This window comes from Burkholderia sp. BC1 (genome assembly GCF_052683555.1).
Genome location: NZ_JBQYLP010000026.1, coordinates 49624 through 65691, shown reverse-complemented (window position 1 = coordinate 65691; position 16068 = coordinate 49624). Strand labels below are relative to the sequence as shown.

The following is a 16068-nucleotide window of genomic DNA, read 5'->3' as shown; positions in this document are numbered from 1 at the left end:
GCGGTCGGTGCGACGGGCTTCTCCGTAACCGGCGTAGGAACGTCGGGCTGAGTCGGTTTGTTTTCTGCGACGACCGGTGCGGTCGGTGCGACAGGCTTTTCCGTAGCCGGCGTCGAGACTTCAGGCAGACCCGGCTTGCTTTCCGCGATGACCGGTGCGGTCGGCGCAACGGGCTTTTCCGTGACAGGCGTCGAGACTTCAGGCAGAGCCGGCTTGCTCTCCGCGATGGCCGGCGCGCTCGGCGCGACAGGCTTCTCCACAACCGCCGTCGCCCCCTCCGGCTCACCCACGTCGTTCCCCGCAACACCCGCCGGTGCCGTCGACGCCGGCTTATCCTCCACCGGCGTCACCGTCGGCCGCGGCGCGAACTGAACGAGTTCTCCCGCATTGCTCACGTGTCCCATCTGATTGATCCGTCCGTAGCTGCTGATGCGTGCGCCGCGCTCGTTCGTGAGCGCACCCATCAGCGACATCGCGGCGTCCGCATGCAGCGTGCCTGCATTGCGCACGCTGCCCATCGACGACAGCGTGCCGCCGCTTTCGATCCGGCCGCCCGCGCGGTTGTGCAGCGTCCCCATCGCGCTCAGCGCGCGGCCTGCACGCACACTGCCCGCGTTGTCGAGGTTGCCGTTGATCGACAGACGGTCGGCCGTCAGGCTGCCGCTGTCCTGCACCTTCACGATCCCGCCCGACGAAATCGCGATACCGCCGGTGACCGCATCGACCTTGCCCGCGAGATTCACGCCGACACCGGCCGACGAACCGTGCATCGTGATCGCCGACGCGTGCATGCTGCCGAGCTTCGACACGTCGATCGCGACGTCGGGCATCGCGCCGTCGCCTTGACCCGACAACTGATGACTGCCCGGCTGCTCGACGTTCGCGGTACCGCGCTGTGCGACGGCCGTCACGCGGCGCGCGTGCAGCGCGGCATTGACCTGCAGCGTGCGCGACACGAGATCGAGCTGGTCGACGTCGCGCGCATCGAGCCCCGCGCCGTCGATCGCGATGCGGCCGTGCTCGGTGCGGAACTGTCGGATCGCACCCTGCTCGTCGAATTCGACGGTACCGGCGACGAGCGACACGTGATTCGCGTTGATGAAGCTGCCGCCGTTCACGCCGATTCCGTTCGGGTTCGCGACGATCACGCGCGCGGCGTGCCCGGCGACTTCCGTCGCGCCGGCCAGCATCGACGCATTGCCGCCCGTCACCTGGTTGAGGATCGCCGACGCGGGCCTGCCGCCGAGCAGCGTATTGCGGTCGATGCGGCCTGCGAGCTGCGTGTCGACCGCGTGCACGCTGTTGTTCAGCACGAGGCCCGCGGCACCCACGTTGTACTCGGTGAAGCGGTTGTGCGAGAGGCCCGCACCGTCGGGCGCCGCGATATTGACGATCGGTGTGCCGTTCGCGCCATTCGCGAGCGTCGGACGATGGGCGGCCGACGGATCGACGACGAGCGGCGCATTCTGCGCATGCGCGGCGAACAGCGGCATCGCGCACGCGAGTGCCGCGACGAGCGCGCGACGCGCGCATGGCTGCGCGGGAGGGAGATGGGGTCGACGAGTGTGTTGCATGATCATCCCGATGATGAAGGTTCAAAACGACGGCACGGCGCAGGCCGCGCCGGAACGGGCCGCGCTGCGGCGCGGCCGTGACGGGCGAACGATTTACATGGCGTGATCCTCCATGACGAACGGCGCGTGCGGACGCGCACGCGCATCAGAAACGGGCGGTCAGCGATACGTCGAGCGCGACCGCCGCCGTGTTCAGCAGGGCGGGCTTGTACAGCGGCGCGCCGAGCGCGACGTCGTAGCCGACGAGCCGATAGCCGCCGCGTACGCCGACCGACGTGCCGACGAGCGTGCGTCCGCCGCGGCCTGCGCCTTCGGCCGCTCCGGCGCCCGACACGCGGCCGGCGTCGAGCGCCGCATAGATTTCGTTGGCGCCGAACGCGCCGGTTGCGAGCTCGTTGCGCCAGATCCAGCCGTTCGCGCCGGCGAGCGTCTGATTGCCGTCGAAGCCGCGCACCGTGTAGCGGCCGCCGATCTGGAGAAACTCGGTGGACGGTGCGGCGCCCGGTGCGTGCTGCACGCGCAACGTGCCGCGATAGCCGAAGCGACGCGCGCCGACACGAAAGCGCGCGTCGCCCGCGAGCGTCGCGGTGAACAGGCGATAGCGGCCGTCCCACGTGGGCCGATCGTTGACGCGCCCCGGATGCGCGCTGAGCGCGGGGATGCTGCCGCGCATGCCGAAGCCGGCGTCGAGCGCGCCGTCGGCGAGCTTCTCGCGATGCGCGATGCCGACGTCGTAGCCGACGATGTCGCGGCGATTGACGTCGAGTTCGGTCGAACCGAGCCGGCTCCGGTCGTCGCGGCGCGACAGCGTGAAGCGCAGCGTCGTCTTGCCGTGGCTCGTCCGGTACGGCACGACGCGCAGCGCGACCTCGTAGCGCCGCGTGCGCTGTGCGAGCGGCAGCGCGGCTGCGCCGCCGGCTGTGGCGGGCAGTGTCTGCCGCGACGTCCATTCGCTGATGCCGACCGACACCGACGCATAGCCGATCGGCACGTTCCACGCGGCGCTTTTGGCTTGCGAGCCGAGCGTCTTGTTGCCGCGCGCGGCATCGGTGTTGTAGGTGACGACGAGCTGATCGTAGAGATGGAGCGGCGAATCGACCGCGACGATCGCGCCGAGCTGGTTGCGTCCCGTTGCATCGAGACCGGCGTTGTCGGCGGTCGCGAGTACGCGCACGCGGCGTGCGTCCGCCGGATGACGGACGACGATGTCGGTGTCGCCGAGCGCCGCGCCCGGTAGGAGATCGAACGCGGTCGCGGCCTGGCCCGGCAGACGCCGCACGTTTTCGAGCGCCTGATCGAGATCGCGCACGTTCAAGAGCCCATGCGCGTGCCGCGGGAACAGCGGCGCGGGCCAGCCGATGCGGCCGCCCGCGTCGCGGATCGCGCCGATGCGGCCGGGCACGATCTCGACGACGAGCCGGCCGCCGGACAGATCCTGTTCCGGAATGACGGCGACGGAGGTGATATAGCCGCGTGCGATCAGCCGGCGCGTGACCCAGTCGCGCAGCGCCCGCAAGCCTTGCGGCCCGATGCATGGATGCTCGACGGCCGCTTCGCGCGGCAGCCATGGAAACGCTTCGGCGTGCCGCCATTCGATCGTATGGATCGCAAAACAATCGGCTTCGGCCGGCAGCGACAAGCGGTCGGTCGCGTGCGGCGGCCGTGCGGACAGCGCATCGATGGGCGGCGCGAGCTGCTCGCGCAGATGATCGATCTGTTCGGCCTGGCGATGGGCGGTGTCGGTAGGCGGCGCATAGGAGCGCGTGTCCTGCGCGACGGAGATAACGCAGCGCAACAGCAGGGCGACAGTGCATAGCGTTCGCACTGCATAAATCGGGTTGCGCATGTCCGGATCGATTGAGACGGTGAAATCGACGGGATTCTATATGCGTGAAGTGAATTTGAATGGCATCGGTTTTTGTCGATTAAATCGAGATAATTTCGTATGTCGATGAATCGGATGGAATTTGTACGTGATATAGAGATTGCGGGAGGTCTAGAGTGTTGTATTTATGCGAGTATTCCGGCGTGCATGTCGATGCGCGAACCGTGCCGGGTTTTTATGACAAGTTCGAAACAACATCGTCAATATGGCGAATAAAACTTCGTCCAATTACGAATTATTAAGTCAATAAAATAAGACGAATACGAATTCACACCGCCCATCGAAAAATCGCCCGCCGCATCCGCGATCCCTTATCCCGATATTCCGCCTGCCTGTTAGCTTGTGACGATTTCGACTTTGGACGCCGCGTGCCGGACGCTACCATCGCCGCTCCGTCCCTCAGGTGATAAAGCATGAGCATGTCCGCGTCACGTTCGGTCCCGTTCCGTCTTCGCGTCGTATGCGCGATCGCCGCCGGTGCGCTGTCGCTCGCGTCGTGCGGCGGCGTCGACGGCAACCCGCCTCCGCAGGCCGACGCGACGCCATCGGCGAAGCGCCCGAACATCCTCTACATCATGGCCGACGATCTCGGCTATTCCGACATCCACGCGTTCGGCGGCGAGATCAACACGCCGAACCTCGACGCGCTCGTCGCGTCGGGCCGCATCCTGTCGAATCACCATACGGGCACCGTGTGTGCGATCACGCGCGCGATGCTGATTTCGGGCACCGATCACCATCTGGTCGGCGAAGGCACGATGGGCGTGCCGACCGACGAGCGGCGCGGGCTGCCGGGCTACGAGGGCTATCTGAACGATCGCGCGCTGTCGTTCGCGCAGCTGCTGAAGGATGCCGGCTATCACACATATATCGCGGGCAAGTGGCACATCGGCTCGGGCATCGTCGGCAGCGCGACGGGCAGCGGGCAGACGCCCGATCAATGGGGCTTCGAGCGCAGCTACGTGCTGCTCGGCGGCGCGGCGACGAATCACTTCGCGCACGAGCCGGCCGGCTCGTCGAACTACACTGAGGACGGCCGCTACGTGCAGCCGGGCCAGCCCGGGCAGCCGGGCGGCGCGGGCGGCAATCCGGCGGTGTTCTATTCGACGAATTTCTATACGCAGAAGCTGATCCAGTACATCGATTCGAATCACAGCGACGGCAAACCGTTCTTCGCCTATGCGGCATACACGTCGCCGCACTGGCCGCTGCAGGTGCCCGATCCGTGGCTGCACAAGTACGCGGGCGTCTACGACGCCGGCTACGATGCGATCCGCAACGCGCGAATCGCGCGGCAGAAGGCGCTCGGCCTGATTCCGGCCGACTTCAAGCCGTTCGACGGATTGCCCGAGACGACGGTCGCGTCGCCCGCGACGGCGAACGACGGCACCGCCAACGCGAAATACGTCAGCGCCGTGCATTCGGCGGCCGACGGCTACCGCGACTACGGCGCGGGCAAGGTCGACAAGCTGTGGTCGAGCCTGAGCCCGGCCGAACGCAAGGCGCAGGCGCGCTACATGGAGATCTACGCGGGGATGGTCGAAAACCTCGACTACAACATCGGCCTGCTGATCCAGCACCTGAAGGACATCGGCGAATACGACAACACGTTCATCATGTTCCAGTCGGACAACGGCGCGGAAGGCTGGCCGATCGATTCGGGCGCGGACCCGACCGCGACCGATACCGCGAACGCGCAGGAACCGACCTATTCGGCGCTCGGCACCGACAACGGCAAGCAGAACGCGCAGCGGCTGCAGTACGGACTGCGCTGGGCCGAGGTGAGCGCGACGCCGTTCCGGCTCACGAAGGGCTATTCGGCGGAAGGCGGCGTGTCGACGCCGACGATCGTTCACCTGCCGGGCCAGACGCAGCAGTTGCCGACGCTGCGCGCGTTCACGCACGTGACCGACAACACGGCGACGTTCCTCGCGGTGGCGGGCGTGACGCCGCCGTCGCAGCCGGCGCCGCCGCTGATCAACACGCTGACGGGCGTCGATCAGAACAAGGGCAAGGTCGTATACGGCAACCGCTACGTCTATCCGGTCACCGGCCAGTCGCTGCTGCCGGTGCTGACCGGCGCCGCGAACGGCGAAGTGCACACCGCACCGTTCGGCGACGAAGCCTACGGCCGCGCGTATCTGCGCAGCGCCGACGGCCGCTGGAAGGCGCTGTGGACGGAGCCGCCGCTCGGGCCGTTCGACGGTCACTGGCAGCTGTACGACCTCACGACGGACCGCGGCGAGACGACCGACGTGTCCGCGCAGAATCCGTCGGTGGTCAGCACGCTGATCGATCAGTGGAAGGCGTACATGAGCAACGTCGGCGGCGTCGAGCCGCTGCGTCCGCGCGGCTACTACTGAGGATTCGGCGATGCGGTTCTGGACGATCGGCGCGGCGCTCGCGGCCGCACTGTTCGGCGCGGCGTTCGCGGCCGGCTATACGCACGGGCCGGCGGCGCCGGACAGCGCGTTCGACGACGCGAATCGCGACCGAGCGCTCGCGGCGCTCGGCTCCGAGCAGCAGTGCGCGCGCTATTCGGGGTTGCCGGCGAACTGGCGCGACGATCCGAAGGCGGGGATGGTGCACGTGCGCGGCGGCACCTTCGTGTTCGGCAGCACGCGCGGCTATCAGGACGAACGTCCGGCCGGCGACGGCCGCACGCGCGTCGGCGGTTTCTGGATCGACCAGACCGACGTGACGGTCGCGCAGTTCGCCGCTTTCGTACAGGCGACGGGCTACGTGACCGAGGCCGAGCAGCAGGGCGGCGCGGCGGTGTTTCACGTGCCGACGCGCGACGAACTGAACGCGCGCGACCTCGCGTGGTGGAGCTGGGTGAAGGGCGCGTCGTGGCGCCATCCGCGCGGCCCCGGCAGCGACGTCGAGGGGCGCGGCAACCTGCCCGTCACGCTCGTCACGCAGCGCGATGCGCTCGCGTATGCGCGCTGGCTCGGCCGCGACCTGCCGACCGAAGCCGAATGGGAATACGCGGGCAAGGCCGGCCGCGACGATGCGTCGCTCGACGCGGCGCCGCGCGATGCGCGCGGCAAGCCGGCCGCCAATTACTGGCAGGGCCCGTTCCCCGTGCTCGACACGGCCGAGGACGGGCACGCGGGGCTCGCGCCGGTCGGCTGCTACGCGGCGAACGGCTTCCGGCTCTACGACATGATCGGCAACGCCTGGCAGTGGACGAAGGACGTCTACACCGGCCCGCACCAGTCGCATACGAACGGCGACACGGCGGCCGTCGCACCGGCCGAACGCCGTCACGACACGCCGATGGTCATCAAGGGCGGCTCGTTCCTGTGCTCGCGCGACTACTGCGTGCGCTATCGCGCGTCGTCGCGCGAACGGCAGGAAGCCGATCTCGCCGCGTCGCACATCGGTTTCCGCACGATCCTGAGGGATCCGGCATGATCCGCGTCGCGCGTTTCGTGACGGCCGTCGCGCTCGCGGCGGCCGGTTTCGCCGGCATGCATGGCGCATGCGCGGCCGACGGGCCGGCGCTGCGCGTCGGCGTCACGCGCGGCGTGCATGCGCAGATCATGGACGAAGTCCGGCGCGTGGCCGCGTCGCGTGGATTGAACGTCGACGTCGTCGTGTTCGACGACGCATCGCGCATCGATGCGGCGCTGGCCGGCGGACGAATCGATGCGGCGAGTTTCGAGGATGCGCAGCAACTCGCGGCCACGCGCGCCGCGCACCGCTATGCGCTGACCGCTGTCGCGCCGACCGTGACGCTGCCGATGGCGCTCTATTCGCGCAAGCTGACGAATCTCAATGCGCTGCAGCCGGGCGCGACGATTGCGATTCCGGCCGACGCGCGCGGGATGGCGCGTGCACTCGTGCTGCTGCAGAACGACACGCTGATCACGCTGCGCGAACGGGCCGGGCTTCATGCGACGCTGCGCGACGTGACCGGCAACCGGCTCGGGCTGAAGATCGTCGCGTTGCGCGGCGATCGGCTCTACGCGGCGCTCGATACGGTCGCGTTCGCGGCGATCGACGACGACGGCGCCGCGCGCGCGGGCCTGCAGCCGGCACGCGACAGCATCGGCATCGAGGACGCGCGTTCGCCGTATGCGGGCGTGCTGACCGTGCGCGATGCCGATCGCACGAAGCCGTGGGTCGCGCAGCTTGTCGCCGCGTATCACTCCGACGACGTTGCGCGCTTCATCCTGACGCGCTACCAGGACTCGGTGCGACGGCCGTGGTAGACGCCTACGCGCTGGCCTGCAACGCATGCGGGCGCTGCTGCAACAGCGCGCCGACGCTATCGTTGCGCGAACTGTTCCGGCATCGCGAGCGCTTCGTCGGCGCGCTGACGATCCATCGCGTGCCGAAGCGGCAGATCGGCGAGCGCTGGCGCGCGGGCGAACGCGAGCACGGGCTCGATGCGGACGACGTCGCCGCATGCGATGCGCTCGCCGAGCGGCTGTTCCACCGTTTCGGCGGCGCGAGCGGCGACTGGGCGGTGCTGACGCTGCAGGGCTACGACTATCCGTCGCTCGGCCGCTGCCCGGCGCTCGCGGACGACGGACGGTGCAGCGTGCACGCGGACAAACCGTCGATCTGCGGCGCGGTGCCGCTCGATCCGCTGCTGCCCGACCGCCTGCAAGCGCGCGTGCTGGCCGCGCGGTGCGACGACGCGGTGTGGTTCGGCAGCCGCTGCATCGTCGACGAGACGCAAGCGCAACACGCTGCCGCACACGCGGTGCCGTCGATTGCGCTCGTGCGCGCGACGGAGGTCGTGGACCGCGCCGCGCTCGATGCGTGCCGCGATGCGCTCGCGTTCGAGCGCGCGGTGTGGCGCGATGCGGCGTTCGCGTCGCTGATCGACGGCGGGCAGCCGATGCGCGAAGCGTGGTCGCGGCTCGCGTCGGGCGCGTATCTGACGCTGCCGATCGCGCCCGTGCTGCTGATCGTCGCGTCGCTTTCCGCGCATTGCCGCGCGCTCTGTCTCGACTTCATCGACGCGCAGCTTGCGTTGATCGACGCACGCATCGAAGCGGCGCTCGCGCGCCGGCGTCTCGACGATCGGCCGGCGACGCGCGAGCTACGCGGTTTCGCGCAGGCACTCGAGCGCGCGCGGCAGGTGCTGCTCGCAACGCCGGCACGATCGACGCATACGCACCGTGACGCAGCGGCAATCGAGGCGTGGCTCGACGGCCGGCCGGCAACCGATCTGCAACGGGCCTGACCCGTCGCGCGGCATCGGATCGCGCGATTCCGCCGTTGGCCGCACGAGCCGGCGCAACCGCGCTTCGCCTCAAAGCGCCTCGACGAGCCGCCGGTGACTCTTCTCGCAATACTCGTGACACGCGGCACGCGCGGCGATCGACGCCCCGTGCACGAAGCGCGGCGCATCGACGCGCCGCGACATCGACACGACGATCGACGGCGGCGACGGCTGCAGCGGTAGCTCGACGACTTCGCCGCTTTCGATCAGCGCATCGACGAACAGGCTCGGAATCGCGGCGACGCCGAAGCCGTCGCGCACGAGCTGCACGATCACCGAGATCGACGGCGAGCCGGTGATACGCGTCTCCGACAGCGGCACGCCGTGCGCATGCGCGAGCGTGCGCACGATGTCCTCGAGCGCGCGGTGCGGCGCGGTCCCGCGCCCGTACGTGAGGATCGGCTGCCGCAGCACCTGGCGCGCGAGGCCCGTGCGCGTGGCCGGCAGCAGCCCGGCGCGCGCGATCCAGCGCACGGGATAGTTCGCGAGCGCATCGCAGACCACCGCCGGCTCGTCGCTGCCCTCGACACGAATGATCAGATCGAGTTCGCCCGCCATCAGCCGGCGCTGCAGCACGACGCTGACGTCGACGGTCAGATCGACTTCGAGTTGCGGATAGTCGGCCGCGAGTCGCCGCAGGTAGTGCGGCAGCCAGCTGTGCACGACGGTCTCGATCACGCCGAGCCGCAGCTTGCCGCGCAGCGCGCTTTCGCCGGACGCGGCCGCCTGCAGTTCGTGCGTCGCTTCGACGACTGCCTGCGCATACGCGAGCAGATACTCGCCGTGCGGCGTGAGCCGGAATTCCCGGCTGTCGCGATCGACGAGCACGGTCTGCAGCTCGTCCTCGAGCGCCTTGATGCGTTGCGAGATCGCGGCCGGCGTCGCATGCAGCGCGGCGGCCGTCGTGCGGAAGTTGCGCAGCTTCGCGAGCGTGACGAAGGTTTCGAGAAATCGCGTGTTCATGGGCGGCGGACGGGGCGGGGCGCGCAAAGCTTGCCCGTTACGAAAACTGAACGGGACCGGGGAAAACCCGATGGTTCGTTAAGAAATTCTATACACCGGCCGTAAAAAAACTCGTTGGCGGCCAAAATTTTTCTTTTCTATTCTTCGGCGTATCCCATCCACGCGACACCGTCGCTCGCCTGCTTCCCGATCCGCCGATGAACCCGATCACGCCCTCCGAATTCCGTCAGTCCGTGCGCCGCGGCGCATTCCGCGGCCCGACCGCCGGTCACTGCGGGCCGTTCGCGCAAGCGAACCTCGCGATCCTGCCCGATGCGTATGCGCACGATTTCCTGCGCTTCTGCCAGGCGAACCCGAAGGCGTGCCCGCTGCTTGGCGTCGGCGAGCCCGGCGCGTTCCGGCTCGATGTGCTCGGCGACGATCTCGACATCCGCACCGACGTGCCGAGCTACAACGTCTATCGCGACGGACGCCTGACCGAGCGCGTCGACTCGCTCGAGGCGCTGTGGCGCGACGATTTCGTCGTATTTGCGATCGGCTGCTCGTTCTCGTTCGAGGACATGCTCGCACGCGAAGGGATCGCGCTCCGTCATGTCGAGGAAGGCCGCAACGTGCCGATGTATCGCACGTCGATTCCGAACCGCCGTGCGGGCGTGTTCGGCGGCCAGCTCGTCGTATCGATGCGGCCGATGCGCGGCGCCGACGCGATACGCGCGGTGCAGATCACGAGCCGGTTTCCGGGCGTGCACGGCGCGCCGATCCATCTCGGCGATCCGCGCGAACTCGGCATCGCCGATCTCGGCGCGCCCGATTTCGGCGACGCCGTGACGATTCGCGAAGGCGAACTGCCGGTGTTCTGGGCGTGCGGCGTGACGCCGCAAACCGCGCTGATGGAGGCGAAGCTGCCGCTCGCGATCGCGCATACGCCGGGCCACATGCTGATGACGGACATCACGAACGCGTCGCTGGCCGTGTTCTGACGCAACGCGGCGGCCCGCCGGCCGCCGGCTCGATACCGTCGCGGCCGATGCCGCGACCGACCGACGATCCGCCCCGGCCGGAGGGCGGCGCGCATCCGCGCAGCGTGCCGCGCGGTTCGGCGCGGCACGACTTTGACGGCGCTTAACGACAGGAGCCACACCATGGAAAGCAAGACCCTCGCGGCGGGAACCGCCGAGCCCGAGCGCCCCGCGCGCAGCGGCCTGTTCTCGTGGTACGCCGACGCGCAGCCGCGCGAGCGCCGCGCCTTCTGGAGCTGCAAGGTCGGCTACATGCTCGACGGGATGGACACGCAGATGCTGTCGTTCGTGATCCCGACGATCGTCGCGACCTGGGGCATCTCGCTCGCCGATGCCGGCTTCATCGGCACGATCACGCTGCTCGCCTCGGCGGCCGGCGGCTGGCTCGCCGGGCTGCTGTCCGACCGGATCGGCCGCGTGCGCACGCTGCAACTCACGGTGCTCTGGTTCGCGGTGTTCACCGCGCTGTGCGGGCTCGCGCAGAACTATCATCAGCTGGTCGCCGCGCGCGCGTTGATGGGCTTCGGCTTCGGCGGCGAATGGACGGCCGGCGCCGTGCTGATCGGCGAAGTGATCCGCGCGCGCGATCGCGGCAAGGCGGTCGGCCTCGTGCAGTCGGGCTGGGCAATCGGCTGGGGGCTCTGCGCGCTGCTGTATGCGCTGCTGTTCTCGGTGCTGCCCGCCGAGCTCGCATGGCGTGCGCTGTTTCTCGTCGGGCTCGCGCCGGCGCTGCTCGTCGTCGTGATTCGCCGCTACGTGAAGGAGCCGGACGTCTACCAGAAGGAGAAGGCCGCGCAGGCACGCGAAGCCGATGCGCCGCGCTTCACCGAGATCTTCGCGCCGAAGCTGATCACGACGACGCTGCGCGCGGCGCTGCTGACGACGGGCGCGCAAGGCGGCTACTACGCGATCACGACCTGGCTGCCGACGTTTCTGAAGACCGAGCGCCATCTGACCGTGATGGGCACGGGCGGCTATCTCGCGATGATCATCCTCGGCTCGTGGGTCGGCTATCTGACGAGCGCGTACCTGACCGACCGGCTCGGCCGCAAGCCGAACTTCATCCTGTTCGCGCTCGGCTCGATGGCGATCGCGTTCGCATACACGTCGCTGCATCTGACCGATACGTCGATGCTGTTCCTCGGTTTCCCGCTCGGCTTCTTCGCATCGGGCATCTTCTCCGGCATGGGCGCATTCCTCACCGAGCTGTTCCCGACGCGCGTGCGCGGCTCGGGGCAGGGCTTCTGCTACAACGTCGGCCGCGCGATCGGCGCCTTGTTTCCGTTCCTGATCGGCGCGCTCGCGAAACACTACGGGCTCGGCGCAAGCATCGGCATCTTCGCGGTCGCCGCGTACGGCGTGATGATCGTCGCCGCGCTGACGCTGCCCGAGACGCGCGGCCGCGAACTCGACGCCGCGTAAGCGGCGCACCGCCCGCCCGTTCGTTCTTTCCCGTTTTCACCGCTTCGTCACACGGCGCGCGATGCGCGCCGTGCGGCGGCGCTCGTCCTCCGATTCAACGACGCATCGAGTTCATCGCCATGACTGACCGACAGACTTCCCCCGTTTCCTCCGACGCCGCGCGCTGGCAATTCTGGATCGACCGCGGCGGCACGTTCACCGACATCGTCGCGCGCCGGCCCGACGGCACGCTCGTTACGCACAAGCTGCTGTCGGAGAACCCCGAGCAGTATCGCGACGCGGCCGTGGCCGGCATCCGCCATCTGCTGGGCCTCGCCGACGGCGAGCCGATCACGCCCGAACGCGTCGACATGGTGAAGATGGGCACGACCGTCGCGACCAACGCGTTGCTCGAGCGCAAGGGCGAACGCACCGCGCTCGCGACGACGCGCGGCTTTCGCGACGTGCTGCGCATCGCATACCAGAACCGGCCGCGGCTGTTCGATCTCGACATCGTGTTGCCCGATGCGCTGTACGAGACCGTCGTCGAGATCGACGAACGCGTCGGCGCGCACGGCGAGGTCGTGACGCCGCTCGATCTTGCCGGCGCCGAGGCGGTGCTGCGCCGCGTGTTCGACGACGGCGTGCGCGCGCTCGCGATCGTGCTGATCCACGGCTATCGCTACACGGCGCACGAACGCGCGCTCGCGCAGCTCGCGCGGCGCATCGGCTTCACGCAGGTGTCGGCGTCGCACGAGGTGTCGCCGCTGATGAAGATGGTGTCGCGCGGCGACACGACGGTCGTCGACGCGTATCTGTCGCCGATCCTGCGTCGCTACGTCGAACAGGTCGCGCACGAGATGCCGGGCGTGAACCTGCAATTCATGCAGAGCAGCGGCGGGCTCACGCGCGCCGATGCGTTCCAGGGCAAGGACGCGATCCTGTCGGGCCCGGCGGGCGGCATCGTCGGCATGGTGCGCGCCGCGCGCGCGGCCGGCTTCGAGCGCGTGATCGGCTTCGACATGGGCGGCACGTCGACCGACGTGTCGCACTACAACGGCGAGTTCGAGCGCGTGTTCGAGACGCAGGTGGCCGGTGTGCGGATGCGCGCGCCGATGATGAGCATCCATACCGTCGCGGCGGGCGGCGGCTCGGTGCTGAGCTTCGACGGCGCGCGGCTGCGTGTCGGTCCCGAATCGGCCGGCGCGAATCCGGGGCCGGCCGCGTACCGGCGCGGCGGCCCGCTGACCGTGACCGACTGCAACGTGATGCTCGGCAAGATCCAGCCCGACTATTTCCCGCGCGTGTTCGGCCCGCATGCCGACGCGCCGCTCGACCGCGACGGCGTGGTCGCGAAGTTCCGCGCGCTCGCCGACGAGATCCATGCGGCGACCGGCCGGCGCGAGACGCCCGAGGCGCTCGCGGAAGGCTTCCTCGAGATCGCGATCGGCAGCATGGCGAACGCGATCAAGAAGATCTCGGTGCAGCGCGGCCACGACGTGTCGCGCTATGTGCTGACGACGTTCGGCGGCGCGGGCGGCCAGCATGCGTGCGGCGTCGCCGATGCGCTCGGCATGACGCAGGTGTTCGCGCATCCGCTTGCCGGCGTGCTGTCGGCCTACGGAATGGGGCTTGCGGATCAGACCGCGATGCGCGAGCGCGCGATCGAGGCCGTGCTGTCCGACGCTTCGCTGCCCGCGCTGAACGCGGCGCTCGACCGGCTGACCGACGAGGCCGTCGGCGCGCTGCTCGAACAGGGCGTGCCGCCCGAGCGCATCGCGACCGAACGGCGCGTGCATCTGCGCTACCAGGGCACCGATTCGGCGCTCGACGTGCCGGCCGGCAGCGTCGACGCGATGCAGCGCGCGTTCGAAGCCGCCTATCGGCAGCGCTATGCGTTCCTGATGCCGGGCACGCCGCTCGTCGTCGAACTCGCGTCGGTCGAGGCGATCGGCCGCTCCGACGCACCGGTCGAGATCGCGCCGCTCGCGCCCCGCGGCGACGGCGACGCGCCGCGCGCCGATACCGTCGCGCGCTTCTATTCCGGCGGCGCGTGGCACGACGCCGCGCTGTACGTGCGCGACACGCTGCTCGCCGGCGACGCGATCGACGGCCCGGCGATCATCGCCGAACGCAACGGCACGACCGTCGTCGAGCCCGGCTGGCGCGCGCAGATGACGGCGCAGGGCAATCTCGTGCTGACGCGCACGACGCCGCTGCCGACGCGTCGCTCGCTCGGCACCGACGCCGATCCGGTGCGGCTCGAGATCTTCAACAACCTGTTCATGTCGATCGCCGAACAGATGGGGCTGCGGCTGCAGAACACCGCGTACTCGGTCAACATCAAGGAGCGGCTCGACTTCTCGTGCGCGATCTTCGACCGCGACGGCAACCTGATCGCGAACGCGCCGCACATGCCCGTGCATCTCGGCTCGATGGGCGAAAGCATCCGCACGGTGATCGAGCGCAACCGCGGCCGCATGCGCGACGGCGACGTCTTCATGCTGAACGACCCGTACCACGGCGGCACGCACCTGCCGGACGTGACCGTCATCACGCCGGTATTCGCGGACGGCGCCGACGAACCGCTGTTCTACGTCGGCTCGCGCGGCCACCATGCGGACATCGGCGGCACGACGCCCGGTTCGATGCCGCCCGATTCGACGCATATCGAAGAGGAAGGCGTGCTGATCGACAACTGGCTGCTCGTGTCGGCCGGCACGCTGCGCGATGCCGACACGCGCGCGCTGCTCGCGTCGGGCCGCTATCCGGCGCGCAACGTCGACCAGAACATGGCCGACCTGCGTGCGCAGATCGCTGCGAACCAGAAGGGCGTCGACGAACTGCGCCGAATGGTCGCGCAGTTCGGCCGCGAGGTCGTGCTCGCGTTCATGCAGCACGTGCAGGACAACGCGGAGGAGGCCGTGCGGCGCGTGATCGGCGCGCTGCAGGACGGCGCCTACCGCTATGCGCTCGACAACGGCGCGGAGATTCGCGTCGCGATTCGCGTGAACCGTGCGGCGCGCTGCGCGGAGATCGACTTCACCGGCACGTCGGCGCAGCTCGACAACAACTTCAACGCGCCGAAGGCGGTCTGCATGGCGGCGGTGCTGTACGTGTTCCGCACGCTCGTCGGCGACGACATCCCGCTGAACGCCGGCTGCCTGAAGCCGCTGACCGTGATCGTGCCCGCGCATTCGATGCTCAATCCCGACTATCCGGCCGCGGTCGTGTCGGGCAACGTCGAGACGTCGTCGGCGATCACGAACGCGCTGTACGGCGCGCTCGGCTGCGTCGCGTCGAGCCAGGGGACGATGAACAACTTCACGTTCGGCAATGCGCAATACCAGTACTACGAGACGATCGCGGGCGGCAGCGGCGCGGGCCCCGGCTTCGCAGGCGTCGGCGCCGTGCAGACGCACATGACGAACTCGCGGCTGACCGATCCCGAAGTGCTCGAATGGCGCTATCCGGTGCGCGTCGATTCGCATCGGATCCGCGCCGGCTCGGGCGGACGCGGGCGCTGGCACGGCGGCGATGGTGCGGTGCGGCGAATCCGCTTCCTCGAGCCGATGACCGCGTCGATCCTGTCGAACAACCGGATCCACGCGCCGTTCGGCGCGGCCGGCGGCGAGCCGGGCGCGCTCGGCCGCAACATGATCGAGCGCGCGGACGGCACGATCGAGACGCTCGACCACATCGCCCGCGCGCAGATGGCGCCCGGCGACGTATTCGTCGTCGAAACGCCGGGCGGCGGCGGCTACGGCGCGGCCGACTGAGGCCGGCGAAGGCGGGCGGCGCGCGCTGCACGCGCGCGTCCGTCCGATAAAAAAGAAAAAACAAAGCGTTATTGCGCGCCGATTGAAAAAGCCGCTTAATGAAAAGCGGTTATTCGACGGAATTCGCAATGAAATCGCATGTTACGCGGCAAATCGAGCCGATTCGATGCGTGCGCACCGGTTTCATGAGTATTCCGTCCCCAAAACG

10 protein-coding genes are annotated in these 16068 nt (G+C 68.9%); 7 read left to right on the top strand and 3 right to left on the bottom strand.

What is annotated here, in order from left to right:
- Together ACSHSS_RS15075 and ACSHSS_RS15070 are read right to left on the bottom strand one after the other, a co-directional pair.
- On the bottom strand, positions 1 to 1574 hold a 1574-nt coding region (locus tag ACSHSS_RS15075), incomplete at its 3' end, for a two-partner secretion domain-containing protein (RefSeq protein WP_445545185.1).
- Between the two features lie 145 nt (positions 1575 to 1719).
- Positions 1720 to 3420, bottom strand: coding sequence for a ShlB/FhaC/HecB family hemolysin secretion/activation protein (locus tag ACSHSS_RS15070; RefSeq protein ID WP_445545184.1), 1701 nt, complete (start codon positions 3418 to 3420; stop codon positions 1720 to 1722).
- 452 nt (positions 3421 to 3872) lie between these two features.
- Here ACSHSS_RS15070 and ACSHSS_RS15065 point away from each other — a divergent pair, with 452 nt between their 5' ends.
- From ACSHSS_RS15065 to ACSHSS_RS15050, 4 genes are read left to right on the top strand one after another with little or no spacing between them, the layout of a single operon-like run.
- The gene (locus tag ACSHSS_RS15065) at positions 3873 to 5822 is read left to right on the top strand and encodes an arylsulfatase (protein ID WP_445545183.1); all 1950 of its coding nucleotides are present in this window, start codon (positions 3873 to 3875) and stop codon (positions 5820 to 5822) included.
- A 10-nt stretch (positions 5823 to 5832) separates the two neighbouring features.
- The gene (locus ACSHSS_RS15060; RefSeq protein ID WP_445545182.1) at positions 5833 to 6876 is read left to right on the top strand and encodes a formylglycine-generating enzyme family protein; all 1044 of its coding nucleotides are present in this window, start codon (positions 5833 to 5835) and stop codon (positions 6874 to 6876) included.
- A complete protein-coding gene (locus ACSHSS_RS15055; protein ID WP_445545181.1) occupies positions 6873 to 7676 on the top strand; it encodes a MetQ/NlpA family lipoprotein in 804 nt (267 codons plus the stop codon). Before ACSHSS_RS15060 ends, ACSHSS_RS15055 begins: the two co-directional genes overlap by 4 nt.
- Positions 7670 to 8659, top strand: coding sequence for a flagellin N-methylase (locus ACSHSS_RS15050; protein ID WP_445545180.1), 990 nt, complete (start codon positions 7670 to 7672; stop codon positions 8657 to 8659). The genes ACSHSS_RS15055 and ACSHSS_RS15050 overlap by 7 nt, the downstream gene beginning before the upstream one ends.
- 69 nt (positions 8660 to 8728) lie before the next feature.
- Here ACSHSS_RS15050 and ACSHSS_RS15045 read toward each other — a convergent pair whose 3' ends face one another.
- Complete coding sequence (locus ACSHSS_RS15045) at positions 8729 to 9661, bottom strand: LysR family transcriptional regulator (protein WP_006397808.1); 933 nt, start codon at positions 9659 to 9661, stop codon at positions 8729 to 8731.
- Between the two features lie 206 nt (positions 9662 to 9867).
- Here ACSHSS_RS15045 and ACSHSS_RS15040 point away from each other — a divergent pair, with 206 nt between their 5' ends.
- From ACSHSS_RS15040 to ACSHSS_RS15030, 3 genes are all read left to right on the top strand, one after another.
- Entirely contained in the window at positions 9868 to 10641 is a 774-nt protein-coding gene (locus ACSHSS_RS15040) for a putative hydro-lyase (protein WP_035488206.1), read from the top strand.
- Between the two features lie 162 nt (positions 10642 to 10803).
- A complete protein-coding gene (locus ACSHSS_RS15035; protein WP_006416413.1) occupies positions 10804 to 12102 on the top strand; it encodes an MFS transporter in 1299 nt (432 codons plus the stop codon).
- Between the two features lie 119 nt (positions 12103 to 12221).
- The gene (locus ACSHSS_RS15030; protein WP_445545179.1) at positions 12222 to 15860 is read left to right on the top strand and encodes a hydantoinase B/oxoprolinase family protein; all 3639 of its coding nucleotides are present in this window, start codon (positions 12222 to 12224) and stop codon (positions 15858 to 15860) included.
- Positions 15861 to 16068: the final 208 nt, after the last annotated feature.

Bases quoted from the DNA above. Each gene is read 5' to 3' on its own strand.
- ACSHSS_RS15065 (WP_445545183.1), top strand. From the start codon at position 3,873: ATGAGCATGTCCGCGTCACGTTCGGTCCCGTTCCGTCTTCGCGTCGTA.
- ACSHSS_RS15030 (WP_445545179.1), top strand. From the start codon at position 12,222: ATGACTGACCGACAGACTTCCCCCGTTTCCTCCGACGCCGCGCGCTGG.
- ACSHSS_RS15060 (WP_445545182.1), top strand. From the start codon at position 5,833: ATGCGGTTCTGGACGATCGGCGCGGCGCTCGCGGCCGCACTGTTCGGC.
- ACSHSS_RS15045 (WP_006397808.1), bottom strand. From the start codon at position 9,661: ATGAACACGCGATTTCTCGAAACCTTCGTCACGCTCGCGAAGCTGCGC.
- ACSHSS_RS15070 (WP_445545184.1), bottom strand. From the start codon at position 3,420: ATGCGCAACCCGATTTATGCAGTGCGAACGCTATGCACTGTCGCCCTG.
- ACSHSS_RS15055 (WP_445545181.1), top strand. From the start codon at position 6,873: ATGATCCGCGTCGCGCGTTTCGTGACGGCCGTCGCGCTCGCGGCGGCC.
- ACSHSS_RS15035 (WP_006416413.1), top strand. From the start codon at position 10,804: ATGGAAAGCAAGACCCTCGCGGCGGGAACCGCCGAGCCCGAGCGCCCC.